This is a genomic window from Mucilaginibacter myungsuensis, from assembly GCF_015222005.1.
Lineage (GTDB): Bacteria > Bacteroidota > Bacteroidia > Sphingobacteriales > Sphingobacteriaceae > Mucilaginibacter > Mucilaginibacter myungsuensis.
Window position 1 is genome coordinate 189517 of record NZ_JADFFL010000004.1, and the last position, 14446, is coordinate 203962.

Sequence of the window (14446 nt, forward strand, 5' to 3'; positions counted from 1 at the left end):
TTATTGTTTAGACTGGTTCACTAAAAAATGTACAATGCGCACAGCATTCCCCTTGCTCTTGGCGTTCTTATCTGCCGATACAGTTAGGGTCAAAGTATGCTTGCCCGGCTTCAGATCGCTGCTCAAGCATAGGTACCACGGCAAATGCAGCCAGCTGCTCCACTCAGTAAAAAGATCCAACGTTTTAGGTTGACCGTTATCGATACGATAACTGATCATTCCTGCGTCACCGCCTGAAACTATAGCTATGCCAACCGCATTGCCTTTAAATTGAAATTTAAGCTCGCTATTCGGCGCGGTACTGATCAGCATCGGCACATTCACAAAACCGGGACGTGTTTCCTGTCCGTTATCCGGTTCCCACTCAGGGTTATACTTCCAACCTTTATCATAAGCGGAGGTCTTGATATCAACATAAGCGCCATTCTCGAAAACACCTTTAGTTAGCTGTTTTGGCAATTGATAGGAAAATATCTTTGCTTCTGTTGGGGAATATTTATCAGCTTCTGACCGCAACAACTTTTTGATCCGTTGATAGTACAATTCTTGCCCAAAGGGCGACGGATGCAGGTCCACAAAATCCTCTTCCCAGCTGAAGACTTTAGCATTCAGTTTATCAGCAACCTCTTTAGCCAGGTTGATGGATGGCAGGCCATAATAAGCAGCGATCCGTTCATGACGATAGACCTCGCCGGGGACGACCCCCTTAGTATAATCAGCCGTCTTGGTCGGGTCAGCAAAGGACATCATGATGATGTCCATATAAGGGTTACTCTTACGCGCATGGCGGACAACACCTTCTAACGAAAGGTATTGCGTAAGGCTATCGGTGCCGTTCACTTTGTCGTTCACGGCTGCTTCAAAAAACAACAGGTCGACCTTGCCACTATCTAAAATATCCCGCTGCAAACGGAACGCGTGCGGCAAACTACCCAGCGACGGTATCCCCGCCGATATGAACCGGAATTTAGTATTAGGATATTTACCCTTCAAATAAGCGCGAACCTTATCCCGCCATCCCGGATTAAAGGTGATAGATCCGCCTAAAAATGCTATCGTCGCTTTTTTGTCTTTCAGCACGGCTTGATAAAAATGACCAAGACCTTTGCGTACCTCAAAATAATTGGTGTCGACAGATGTTCGCTGTGCTATCGCCGCAGAGCAAAAACAACAAGCAAATAAGAGAAGTATCAGGCGGATCCTCATCATGGTCAACTTATATCGCTTTAACTTCCAGTATTACACTTTCCCTATCCTTACGTACCTGCGGATCAACACCGATACTCATCAGGAAATCGCCCGAATAAATTTTGCCTTGCTGCAGGGCAGAATTATTGCCCGGATAAAGGTTGATCTCGGTCACTTTATATCTCTTCCCTGCGTCCAAACCTTTTAATCTGATCGGCGACTTATTGCCGCTATCGTAACGGTTGTTCACCAGGTAATTGAACATTACTGTTGATGATTTTGCCGCATCGACATATAAAACCGAAGCTACATCACCAGCCGTTGGATCGGCCAAACGGTACTGATCACCATGCCAGATCACATCTTTAAGGCTGTTGTAGTTTTTGATCGCGCTCTGGCAGAATTCCAGATCCTTAGCCGGCAGTTTGGATACCACAATATCGAAACCCAGTTTGCCCATCATCGCTACATCTGTACGGAACTTGATCGGTTGTTTGCCCCAATCCGTCACATGGTTTGATGATGTGATAGCCGGATAGAAGTAAGAATATTGCCATTGCATATAGATACGCTCCAGCGGGTCGGTGTTGTCGCTCGGCCAAAACTCGGTAAAGTATTGCAGCGCCGCGTAATCTACCCTGCCACCACCACCCGAGCACAACATCATTGGCACCTTTGGATATTTGGCACGGATACGCGACAACACGTTATACAATCCACGCACATACTCCACGTAAAATTGCGATTGCTTATTTTTTAAATGCACCGAGTAAGCGTTATAGATCACCGCGTTACAATCCCATTTTATGTAAGCCACATCCGGGTTTTTGGTGAACAGATCATCGACGATGCTGTACACAAAATCCTGCACCTTCGGGTTAGCCAGATCCAGCACCAATTGGTTACGGAAGTAATACTCATCGCGCTTTTGCTCTTTGATCACCCAATCAGGATGTTTCTCGTACAATTCACTTTTCGGGTTCACCATCTCAGGTTCCAGCCAGATACCGAATTTTACGCCATTACTTTGCGCATCCTTCACCAACGAGGCGATACCGTTAGGCAGCTTCTTTTTGTTCTCTTGCCAGTCGCCCAAACCTGCATGGTCGTCATTACGCGGGTATTTATTAGCGAACCAGCCGTCATCCAGCAAGAACAGGTCAACACCCAGTTTTTTGGTGTCCTTAAACAGTTCGCTTAGCTTTTGCTCGTTAAAATCAAAGTAGGTGGCTTCCCAGTTGTTCAGCAGGGTAAAGCGGTCACCTTTGCCGTCCATTACCTTAAAATTGCGCGCCCAGTTGTGCACTTTACGGCTCGCATCGCCTTTACCTTTTTCTGAATAAGTGAACCAGAACGCAGGCGTAGTGAACTCCACACCCGGCTTCAACTCATAAGCCGAAGCATAGTTATTGATGCCTGATATCAACCTCAGGTGGTTGATCGGGTCAACCTCCATGTCTGTCTTAAAATTGCCGCTCCACTCCAGGCCGCCGTAAAGTACTTTACCTTCATCCTCGGCAGCAGGTTTATCTAAAGAAACCATAAATACCGACGGCATGAACAGGTTAGCACGGGTGCCCAACTTAGTATCAATGGTCTTGATGCCATGTACTAACTCGGTCTCTTCGGGCTGCATCTCTTTGGCCCAATCGCCGTGATACTGCGTCAGGTAATATTTTTTTGCCGATAAGTACAGATTAGCCGAAGCATATTTCTGTAAGATCACCGGGGCTTTCTCGCTATGTTTGATGGTGCTCCACTGCTCGATCACGTCTTGCTGAGGGTAGACTTTGTAATACAACGTCACCTCGAACGGATACACCGGGTCTTTCATTTTGATGCTCAATACCGAAGTACCGTTATCACCCGACTTCAACTCGTGACTTACATATTTAAGATCTAAAGAGTTATTGCCATCAGCATGGGTCACCGAGATAGCAGGCTCCAACAAATTGCGCGAACCCGACGAGGTATAAGCCGCGTTATATTGGCCGGTATAATCGTTGCTCTGCTTAGCTACGCCGCCGATCAGCTTGTACTCAGCCGTGTCAGCCAATTTTTTACCGAAGTATTGGATGTTCAGGTCGTTGCTTTTGGTCACTTCTAAAACCAGCGCGTTGTTAGCCGTTTGGATGGGGATAACGGTTTGCGCCAAGGCTGACTGCGCGAATAACGCGCCAGCCAGCACGCCGGTGATCTGTAGGGTCTTCTTCATTTATTTTGTTTTGTAGGTTTCTAAAATTGGTTCTTTTCGGTTTTACAGCGACTTCCGCTGATGCAGGAGCGTCGGTAAAGTGATCTGTATCTTCTGCCGGTCTATAGCGAACTGAGCCGCCAGGCGTCCTATCTCTCTAAAATCGACAGAGAAGGTTGTGATCCCTCCCGCGATGATCTCTTTCACGATATCATCGTTATGGGCCAATACGCCAATTTCCTCTCCGGGTTGCAGGCCTTTATCCATACTCTCTTTAAGGATGGCATACAACTCCGGGTTATGGATACTGAAATAGGCTTTGCCCTTTTGGATACTGCCCGGTCTGAAATGGGTCTCGACGCTACCTTCAATACCACTCTCCGAAATAAATTTACGGAACGACCGCAGTATCTCTTCCGGCTCGGCGGTATGCTCACGGAAAAAGAAGATAAGCTCATCATATTTCTTAAAACCGGCTTCAAGCTCTTTAAATATCTTATATGACGAATCCTCAAATTCCTGTACGATATAGGAATGCTCACTACCCAGATCCACGTATCTATCGATCAGCAATAGCTTGGACGGTGATAATTGAGCAAGTATCTCGTCAGTATGATCATTAATGATCGGCGCGACGATATACAGCCCATAATGCCCGGCGATACGGTTAAAGACCGCCTCAAAAACATCGGGATTGTTGTGATGGAAGTAAAGATCAACCTGCATATCCGCACCGACGTGTTCTATAAAGCTTTGATACAAGGCCTCCTGAAAAGCATCGAACGCGTACATGATCAGCGCGATCTTTTGCTTTTGACTGGTGTTGGTACTCACCACAAAATAGCCTTTACGGTTTTGTGACGCGATCACCCCACGTTCTATGAGTTCGCGATAAGCTTTGATGATCGTCTCGCGGGCATAGCCCAATTCAGCGATCATGGTGTTGACCGTCGGCAGGGCATCATTCACCTGCAAAGCGCCATCGGCAATGGCATCCAATATCCCTTGTACTAATTTTTCGTGCTTGGATAAAGAGCGCAACTTCTCCAGCAGACGGATCTTATCGAAGATGATGGTAGAGTTTGACGAGACGTTTGCCATCAGTTACTTCTTTGCAGTTATTTTAAATAGATAAGCGCCCTCGGCAGTAAAACTTGCATTGAATTGTTTACTTAAGATCGCTTGTTTACCATCCAGTATCTCCACAGCGTGATAATTTCCCGTAGGATTTAATCCCAAACGCTTCAGATCCAATTGCAAATCAGCAGCTTTCTTTTGATAATTGAATACCGCCAAATACCAGCAAGTCGCATCCTTACGAATGAAAGCCTGCGCCGTACCATCACCTGCATTGCCATCAACCGGCTTAAAAGCTTTACCCGATTTGATCAATGTCTTCACCTCGGGCAGTTGTAACCATTTAGCCACCTGCGCCTGCCAATCGGCCGACTTGGAGTAATCGTCTCCGAGGATTACCGGGCCACTTATTAAGCCCGATACCAAACGGGCTTTATTAGCGCCCAACGTTTCTTTCTCAAAAACCAAATGGTCAGCGTCTATATAGTCGTACAAATAGGTCTGCCACCAGCCATAGGTCACAGCGTTAAGTGTATAATGGGTATCCTTGATGGATTTCCAAGAGTCGCAGGCAATACGGCGCATGTGGGCATATTTGGCTGTAGCCAACGACGGCGAAATGGCCGCGTAAACCAGCATTTGGTTATCTAAAGCATCTGTAATAGCTTCCATACCTATACGATAAGCCTGCATGCCGGTAGTGATCTTTGGATCATAAAATTTTGTAGACTCCGCCGCGCCATGACCAAGGAAATCTATCTTGATCATTTTAAAACCGCATTCTTTTAACTTGCCGATCACAAAAGCGATGCGCTGCTTAGTACCGGGATGTGTAGGATCTAATGCGCGGGCACCATCCAGATTGTGATAACCTTTAGCGGTCTTGGTCCACATATCCGCAAATTTATAGTCGCCGCCTTCGGCTTTGCGGTTCTTATCGGTAGACTTGTAACCCCAATCGGTAAATGGCGCCCAGTAAACACCCGGCTCTAAGTTTTTGGAGTGGCAATAAGCTACAAAATCTTTCAATTCAGATACATCACCGTTCAGTCCGCCCCGGGTCATATTATCCCAATAAGAATCCAGATCGATATAGGCCTTTCCATCCTCATTACGGAACTTAGGTAATTGCTTATCAAAAAAATCGACCACACCGGCAGCTTTATCATACGTCAAGTGCTCGGCGATCACACCCCAGCTATTCCAACCTACGGGTGTGGCTTTGGTCCAGGGTTTAATGTAGCGGCCTTCAACAAGGCTGCCTGCCTTACCGTAGGCCTCCAACCCATCGCGCCAATCATTAAAATAACCGATGAACATTTTTGGCGATACGATACTGTTACCGCTCAGGTATCCATGCGACATCGAATCGCGGGTAACCTTTACATCGCTATAACCAGCCCAGGCTTGCAGTTTAGTGATCTTGCCTGTCGTACCCGCGGTCGTTACGCCGCTCTTCCAAACATCATGCTCTAATGAGCCAATAATCAAACCTTTGCGCGAAACGCTGTCGTACACTACGCCAACTTCGGCACTGGTGTTATCTTTATCACTTAGCTTGATAGACGAATAGCGAATGAAAGTATCATTATCATACGGCACGAACAGCGTGGATAGCTTAGTCCCCGCACGCAGATCGGCCTCACCGACCATCACAGGCGCCATATAATTAGAGCTTAAGCTCTCGCCTTGTATCTCTAAAGCCGTCACCACAAAATCCCGGTTAGGGTAGCAGTAAAAATGCTGTAGCATGGTGGGCTTGTCCGCTGCTTCGGATATTAAAGTGTAATGTTTGCCTTTACCTAACTTATCGGTTACCGCACTGGTCACTAGGCTATGTTTAGCGTAATAATTAGTCTGGTAATTTTTTCCGTTGGATGAGAAAGCTGCGGTGGTCCCATTAATGATCAGATTGTTCTTACAGCGAATACTATAAGTCCCTTTAGCAATATTGATCACCAAAGCTTCATTGTTACCAAAAGGCAAAACCTTATGCTGTGCAACAGCTTTTGTGCTGATGAACATGGTTGTTAATAAAGCAAAAGCCGTGAGAGCGGTTTTATAAAAAGTAGATAGCATATTACAAATCTATTCTATTCTGGTCTATTCTATATAAATTCTCTAAGCTTTTAATTCTACTATTTTGGCACTGCTCGTGTTATAGATGCACCGGGTCAACTTATCCTAAACGACAAATTATTAATTATCAATAAAACACTTTTAACAAAGCCCCTGTTCTACTCACATGGACGACCTACATAACACTGAGCTAATTTTTGATCAGACAAGTATGGACAGCTACCCATCACTTTTTGCTTTATAAATTAAAACCTTGTTATTATGAAACCTCATTCACCCTGGGCCGCCGCGGCTGCCAAACTATTGAATGACCCTGTGCGACAACCTTTCAAAGTATTGGACGCAGAGGGTTACACCTTCAATTTCCATCTCTCTGTAAGCGCCTGCTGGTTGACGGTTATTTGGCCGAACCGTTGCCGCATCGCATTCCGACTGGCTTACTCGCCCGATGACGAGTTAGATATCGGGAACGTATCCGACAAGAACGGGCAGCTAACTTTTACTATAACATCGATATTAGGCAAATTCGATGTGAAGGTCATACTCCCAACAGAACAGGCGTCGATGTTACGATACACCGTCACGCTGACCCCGACCGAAGGGACGCTTTTCCCTTACTGGCCACGGGATATCCTCCCTTTAGATAATGCCGAAGGGGAAATTTGGTTAAAGCAGGTCGGGACCCGTTCCGGACAGCTTTATTTTACGACCACTAAGCCACAAAAAGCCGCAATACTTTACCTGCAAAATTTAAGCGCGCTTGCTGATTACAACCAGCAGACCGAAACATCTGCCGGTGAGACCGTTGGCGGTGAGTGGCCGGAGATAGGTTTTGCTTTGCCACCGACGTTAAAAAACAAACCGCTCCAAGCAGGGACCACCTACGTGATCAGCGACGCCTTCATCGCACTTACAACCGAAGTTCCCGAAAAAGAACGTGACATAACTCAGCAATATTTAGATCTGCTTGCCCAGGTCTATCTTGCCCTGCCAAAACCCAATACCCATTACCAACCCTGGCCGGAAATACTGGAAAAAGGTTTGACCGACCTGATCGACAGTCCCGGTTGCTGGCAGCAGGTAGATGGTAAACATTATTTTAATGCCTATGTATCCGACCATGCTACTCCTCCCGAGATCATGGTACAGCTGGCCGTGATGTTGCCGCTTACCGACTACAAAGAGTGGAGCGGTAAGCCGAACGATGTTATTGATAAACTCCGCGAAGGCTTGCCATCTTTTTACGACGAACAGTACAAAACCATCATGCGCTGGCACCCAAAAGTTGCTGACCGATTGGAGGGCGAAGAAGAGCAGAAAGAGCCATTGACGATGGACTCCTGGTACCTGCATCACCCTTTGCTCAATCTTTCGCGTTTGGCTTTAAAGGGTGATGAGGTAGCTAAGAAGCTCTTTCTCGATTCTCTGCCGTTCGCTATTAAAGTTGCGCATCATTTCAAATATCAGTGGCCGGTCTTTTATAAGATGGACACTTTAGAGGTGGTGAAAGAAGAGACGCAACCCGGTAAAGGCGGCGAAAAAGATGTTCCCGGATTATATGCCCACGTGATGCTGCAAGCCTGGGAACTGACCGGCGAGAAACGTTACTTGGCCGAAGCCGAAAAAGCCGCGCATAAACTCCAAGGGCTTGGTTTCGATGTTTTTTATCAAGCCAACAATACCGCATTCTCTGCCGGTGCGCTATTGCGTTTGTATAAGATCACCAAAAAACAACTTTATCTTGATCTGAGCTATCTGTGCCTGGCAAGTGTTTTTAAGAACGTGCAGCTATGGGATTGCAATTACGGCTTCGGCAAAAACTTCCCGACCTTCTTTGCGTTATTTCCACTTAACGATGCCCCTTACACGGCGGTTTACGAAGAGCAGGAAGTGTTCTGCGCTTTTCACGAGTACCTTAACCAGGCCGAGGATGTCGACATATTACCATCGTTACGATTACTGATGGCCGAGTATATCCGTTACCTTGTTGAACGGGCGGTATATTATTACCCAACGCAACTCCCTAAAGAGATGCTATCCAACGAGGTAAAAGTTGGCGACGTTGATCATAACCTTTGGATAGCCTTGGAAGACCTGCACGATGGCTGGGAACCCAGCGGCGAGGTCGGTCAGGAAGTTTACGGTGCCGGTAATGCGTTCGGCATTATCCCAAGGCACTACTTAAGGTTGCCGGGTTCTGATATCATGATCTATACCGATTACCCTACCTACGATTATTCGGCCACTCGTGGCAAAACGGTCAAATTCAGGTTGGCGGGTGACGGCAGGCTTATTTGCCGGTTGATGGTCATCAAAGCTGACAAGGATAAACTGCCTGAAATAGAAGTAACGGACTCATCTAAAACCACCATTAAAGGAAAAAAAGTAAAGGACGGGCATATGGAATTTACCGTTGCCGGTGATCAGCACATTACGATACATTTTAAATAAAGAACGAACATGACAGATATAGCCAAACGTTTCCCGGAGAATCCTTTGTTATCGCCTAAGGACCTTAACCCAAGCACCGAAGGACTCAAGATCGCTTGCCTGTTAAATCCGGGCGTGTTCCGCTTTCAAGGCAAGACCTGGATGCTGGTGCGTGTGGCCGAACGCCCCGAGCAGAGCGAGATACATGTATCCTTCCCTATTTTGAGTGAAGACGGCGAGACCAGCCTCATGGAAATAGAGTTGACCGACCCTGAATTGATCGCTACCGACGCACGCGTGGTCCGCTACAAAGGCATTGATTACCTCACCACATTATCGCACCTCCGTTTGGTTTGCAGCGATGATGGCATTCACTTTTACGAACCTACCGATATCAACACTAAGATCTTTGGCCGTGGCAAATGGCAGACCTTCGGGATAGAGGATTGCCGCGTGACTCAAATGGGCGATACTTACTATCTTACCTTTACAGCCGTATCCGAAAGTGGTGTGGCAGTGGGCATGAAGACCACTACCGACTGGCAAACGTTCATCGACCATGGTCTGATCTTCCCGCCGCATAATAAAGATTGCGCCATTTTTGAGGAACAGATCAAAAGCAAATATTACGCGTTACACCGCCCCAGCAGTGTAGATCTCGGCGGTAACTATATTTGGTTAGCCGAGTCGCCGGATGGTCTGCATTGGGGCAACCATAAATGCATCGCCAAAACGCGCGCAGGTATGTGGGACAGCGGTCGTGTTGGTGCCGGTGCCGCCCCTATCAAGACAGACAAAGGCTGGTTAGAGATCTATCATGGCGCTACTAAAGAACATCGTTATTGCCTCGGTGCTTTGTTGTTAGATCTTGACGACCCGTCAAAAGTGTTAGCCCGCTCTGAGGACCCGATCATGGTACCTACCGAGACTTATGAGACCAGCGGCTTTTTTGGCCACGTGGTATTCACCAACGGACACATAGTTGACGGTGACGAAGCGACCATCTATTACGGCGCAGCCGATGAGTTCGTGTGTGGAGCTAAATTATCTATCCAACAGATCATGGCCGGATTGAAGTACTTGTAGCTATGGAAGCTACCGAAATTTTGGGCCTGGCGGCAGGGATCTGCACGTCAGGCGCGGCTATTCCGCAGATCGTTACCACCATTAAAAAGAAAGAGGCCAAGCAGGTGTCACCTGTGATGTTCGCTGTGTTGATGATCGGAAACGGCCTTTGGGTATATTATGGTATTCACAAAGATGACCTTCCTATCATTATCACTAACTGCCTGTCAGTTACGTTCGACCTTATCATGCTGTTTTTAAAATTCAGGTATCGGGATAACGCTTAAATATCACATTACCTGATCACCGGCAATATCACCTTCGAGCTATTGTGATAAACCTTAATGGTCTCTTTCACAAAGTCGGCATCGGTCGCTTTGTTGATGTTGGCTAAATATTTCTGCGGATTCCTATCCGTTAGCGGGAACCAGGTGCTTTGGATCTGGATCATCATCTTGTGGCCTTTCTTGAAGGTGTGCGCAATATCTGGTAACGTGAATTTCACTTGCGTTGGTTTATTAGGCACAAATGGCTCAGGCTTTTCAAAACTATTGCGGAACTTGCCGCGCATGATCTCGGCCCGTACCAGCATCTGGTAGCCGCCCATCGGGTATTTGGTCAGCGGATCGGCGGGCGTGTTGTCCGGTAATACGTCGATCAGTTTCACCACAAAGTCGGCATCTGTGCCGCTCAGACTTACCATCAGGTCGGCTATTACGGGGCCGGCAAGGGTTATGTCTTCGGTCAGGATGCCACCGTCGTAGGTCAGCACATCGGTGCGGCGCGCGGCAAATCGCTGGTCATCTACCATGTACTCGCGGGTACGGCGGCTGTGTACCTTTTCGGCATAAGGCACAGGCTTGGCATGGTCGCTTAGGTAGCTATCAAAAGTCAGTGCTTTGGTTTTAGATGGGTTAAAGGACAACTTCCCGCCTTGCTGTAAATAGATCGGCGTTTGTTTTGCATCTGCTACCGGCCATTCCTTAAAACGTCGCCATTTATTCTCGCCCGAGAAAAAGACCGTCGCCTTGCTCAGGGTATCAGCTCCTTTGCCTTTCAGGTAGTAATTAAAATAAGGCACTTCCAGATCCTGGTAATAAGTCGATGTATTGCTATCAAACTGGATATTACCTAATTGCCATCCATTAGCGCTGGCCCACTGCCCGTGATACCACGGACCAATGATCAGCTTACTATTGGTAGCCGGGCTTTTCTTTACCAACGCTTTATAAGTTTCCCAGCCACCATAGGCATCTTCTGCATCAAACAGGCCACCGGTCACCAGCATGGCAGGTTTTACATCCTTGATACCCGCGCGCGCATCGCGAGCTTTCCACCAGGCATCCAAATTTGGGTGCTCCATCATATCACTCCAAAACTTCATGGTATCGCCGCTCATTTTGGTAAGGTTAGGCATCGCGCCAAGTTTAAGGTAATGCTCATAATTATCAGGTGCGTTAAAACGTAAAGTTCCCCTTGCTCCTCTAACCGATGGCGTACGACTTGGCGCAGCAAAACCACCTGCTACCTGAAATTCAAAAGCATCCATCAGCATCATTACGCCGTTGTGGTGATCGTCATCACCAAAAAAGCGGTCGGTCACCGGTGCTTGCGGACTAACAACTTTCAAAGCCGGGTGGTGGCTAAGCGCGATCATCGTGGCATAAAATCCCGGAAAGGAGATACCTATGCCGCCTACATTGCCATTGTTATTATCGATGTTTTTTACCAGCCAATCTATGGTATCGTAGCTATCACTCGCCTCGTCAATGTCTTGCGGCGTTTTCTTGTTCGGGTTAAAAGGGCGCACCACCTCAAACTTACCCTCGCTCATATACTTACCACGAATATCCTGATTGACCATGATATAACCCTCGCGGCAATAGCGCATCATGTAATTACGCCAGTAGGCTTTGTAAACAGTGCCATAAGGCGACACCGAGTATGGTGTACGGGTAAGCAATATCGGGTGCTTCTCTGAATTATCTTTTGGGAAATATATCGACGTGAATAATTTCACGCCATCGCGCATTGGTATGGCAACTTCTTTCTTGATGTAATTATTCACGAACCATACCGAGTCGGGGTTTTGAGCGGCGGTTATAAATGGGATAAAAAGGAAGATCAGAAGGTAAAATTTCTTCATCGGTCTATCAGTCAATAGTTATCTTTTTAAGGTAGTAAGCGTCTTTGTCGATCACAGGCATAGTTTTACTGGTGATGACCGTCGGCGTTTTGCTGAGCACTACTTTTTGAGTGCCACTATCAGTAGTGATATCAACCGGCAAAGGCATATCGATATTTGTCAACTGGATGCTATAACGATCATTAGAACCAGGTTTAACGGTAACTTCCAGTTTATTGGTGGTGTACAAATATAGGTTGAATAAAGGCTTTATACTTTTACCGTAAACGCTGCTGAAATACTGCTCCACATCGTGGGTATTGATAATATTATCGTAAGTGTACCGCGGATCAGTAGCGAACTTTTTAAGCGCCGGAAAAAACACGTCCTCACCCATCACATAGCACAGTGTATGCATAAAAAACGCGCCTTTGCTGTATATCTCCCCATTGTAGGCGGTCTCCTCGTCAATATCCTTACCCATGATTAGCGGCTTAGCGCTGCGGATGCCCAACGCGCTACGCTTAAAATAATTGATGTAAGCCTGATCGCCCTCCAGATCCTTAATATATAGGGCATCGCCATAGGTGCCTATCCCCTCGTGTATCCACATATCCGCCCAATCGTTAGCGGTAACTTTGTTGCCCCACCACTCGTGGCCTAACTCGTGGTGCATCAGGCCGTCATGATCTTCGCCGCCAACTTTGGTGTATTTAAATTTGTTACCATAGGCATTCATGCTTTGGTGCTCCATGCCCAAGTGCGCTGTCTCTACAATGCCGATCTTCTCTTTAACCCAAGGGTACTCGCCAAAATATTTTTCCTGCTGGCGGATGGTTTTCTCAAAAACATCTAAATGATGTTCGGCCTTGTCCACATTTTCTTTCAGCACGTAAAATTGAATAGGGACAGTGTTACCGTCTATTGTTTTGTACGGGCGGCTCACTACCGTATAATCGGCCGCGTTAAAAACAATGCTGTAGTTATTAATACCGTAGCGGGTCTTCCAATGATAGGTGGCTTTGTCACCATTCTTAAATGTTTTGACCAGTAGCCCCGGCCCGGCTACCACCAACGCTTTGGGCACGGTGATGATCATATCCACACCCTCGTTAGCCTCGTCGGACGGGTGGTCTTTGCACGGGAAATATAATTTACCGCCGGTGCCTTCGGCCGTGATCTCTACCCTTGGTGTGCCTTTACTGTCTTTGGCCCAGCTAAAGCCGTCATCCCAGGGCGGGCGCCTGGCTATGTGTGGCTTACCGCCGTAAAATACTTGTATGGCGGCTTTCCCGGCTGGCAGTTCGTTTTTCAGATCGATGGTGATCAGATCATTTTCGTACTTAAAACTTTGCGGGGTGTTGTTTACCAGTACCTTGCTGATCTTGAACGAGTCGAGCAGATCAAGCAACAATGTTTTGGTAGGCTTTCCCATCACCACATCGATGGTGGCATGTCCATTTATCAACTTTTGATCAACATCCACATCAAGCGCTATGGTGTAATGCCTGATGTCCATAATGGCTTGCTCGGGCTTCAATTTTCCGCCTGATGTGAACGACTGCTTTTGAGCGATGACGATAAATGGTGCGAAAAGGAATACCAGCGCGTAAAGTTTCTTCATGAAGGATAGGGAAAACCGGAACGTAAATATACTAATATTTTTAGACAAATACAAAAATTTCCTAAAATAATTTTTGTCGTAAAACGCCCCCACGTTCGGCGTTATACACCCGCACTGCCCTAACTTTAACGGGTTAACTTTGTTATCATCAAACCAATAAAATTATGCGTAACAAGATCACCCCTTTCCTGCTGTTCAGAGACGAGGCCGAGGCAGCAGCCGATTTTTATGTATCTACTTTCAACGGCAAATTGTTGAGCGTGGAACGATACCCTGAAAACTCCCCTGTAATGGCCGGCTTGGTAATGACAGCCTCGTTCGAGATATTCGGCATGAAGGTAGTAGCCCTTAACTGGGGACAGGAGGCTAAATTTACCGAGACCGTTTCCTTCGCTATAGAACCCGACACCCAGGAAGAAGTTGACCACTACTGGAATACGCTTACAGCCGATGGTGGGCAGGAAGTGCAATGCGGCTGGCTGAAGGATAAATTTGGATTTTCGTGGCAGGTTGCACCCGAGATATTGCCGCGACTAATGAAAGATCCCGACCGCAAAAAAGCCAACGCCGTGATGCAGGCCATGATGAAGATGAAGAAGATCATTATAGCCGACCTACAAGCGGCTTACGATAACGCCTAAGCACAAAAAAGCCCGTCCAAATT

The 14446-nt window shown here is 47.0% G+C and carries 10 protein-coding genes; 4 read left to right on the top strand and 6 right to left on the bottom strand.

Annotated elements, in window-relative coordinates; translation table 11 throughout:
• From IRJ16_RS12100 to IRJ16_RS12115, 4 genes are read right to left on the bottom strand one after another with little or no spacing between them, the layout of a single operon-like run.
• On the bottom strand, positions 1-1209 hold the full coding sequence (locus IRJ16_RS12100; protein WP_194111841.1) for an SGNH/GDSL hydrolase family protein: 1209 nt from the start codon (positions 1207-1209) through the stop codon (positions 1-3).
• 7 nt (positions 1210-1216) lie between these two features.
• Entirely contained in the window at positions 1217-3403 is a 2187-nt protein-coding gene (locus IRJ16_RS12105) for an alpha-galactosidase (protein WP_194111842.1), read from the bottom strand.
• 42 nt (positions 3404-3445) lie between these two features.
• Positions 3446-4483 carry a GntR family transcriptional regulator gene (locus IRJ16_RS12110; protein ID WP_194111843.1) on the bottom strand — a complete coding sequence of 346 codons (1038 nt, stop codon included), beginning with the start codon at positions 4481-4483 and terminating at the stop codon, positions 3446-3448.
• A gap of 3 nt (positions 4484-4486) precedes the next feature.
• Entirely contained in the window at positions 4487-6484 is a 1998-nt protein-coding gene (locus IRJ16_RS12115; protein ID WP_228080084.1) for an alpha-amylase family protein, read from the bottom strand.
• Positions 6485-6799: 315 nt separating this feature from the next.
• Here IRJ16_RS12115 and IRJ16_RS12120 point away from each other — a divergent pair, with 315 nt between their 5' ends.
• Genes IRJ16_RS12120 through IRJ16_RS12130 form a run of 3 tightly spaced genes read left to right on the top strand, consistent with a single transcriptional unit; the run spans position 6800 to position 10320 of the window.
• Positions 6800-8989 carry a hypothetical protein gene (locus tag IRJ16_RS12120; RefSeq protein WP_194111845.1) on the top strand — a complete coding sequence of 730 codons (2190 nt, stop codon included), beginning with the start codon at positions 6800-6802 and terminating at the stop codon, positions 8987-8989.
• A gap of 9 nt (positions 8990-8998) precedes the next feature.
• Positions 8999-10054, top strand: a complete 1056-nt coding sequence (locus IRJ16_RS12125; protein WP_194111846.1) for a glycoside hydrolase family 130 protein — start codon at positions 8999-9001, stop codon at positions 10052-10054.
• A gap of 2 nt (positions 10055-10056) precedes the next feature.
• Positions 10057-10320: a SemiSWEET family sugar transporter gene (locus IRJ16_RS12130; protein WP_194111847.1), complete on the top strand. Its 264-nt coding sequence runs from the start codon at positions 10057-10059 to the stop codon at positions 10318-10320.
• Between the two features lie 8 nt (positions 10321-10328).
• Here IRJ16_RS12130 and IRJ16_RS12135 read toward each other — a convergent pair whose 3' ends face one another.
• Both IRJ16_RS12135 and IRJ16_RS12140 read right to left on the bottom strand, forming a co-directional pair.
• On the bottom strand, positions 10329-12179 hold the full coding sequence (locus IRJ16_RS12135) for a CocE/NonD family hydrolase (RefSeq protein WP_194111848.1): 1851 nt from the start codon (positions 12177-12179) through the stop codon (positions 10329-10331).
• 7 nt (positions 12180-12186) lie between these two features.
• Positions 12187-13782: a M1 family metallopeptidase gene (locus IRJ16_RS12140; RefSeq protein WP_194111849.1), complete on the bottom strand. Its 1596-nt coding sequence runs from the start codon at positions 13780-13782 to the stop codon at positions 12187-12189.
• A 164-nt stretch (positions 13783-13946) separates the two neighbouring features.
• Here IRJ16_RS12140 and IRJ16_RS12145 point away from each other — a divergent pair, with 164 nt between their 5' ends.
• A complete protein-coding gene (locus IRJ16_RS12145) occupies positions 13947-14423 on the top strand; it encodes a VOC family protein (RefSeq protein WP_194111850.1) in 477 nt (158 codons plus the stop codon).
• Positions 14424-14446 lie beyond the last annotated feature (23 nt).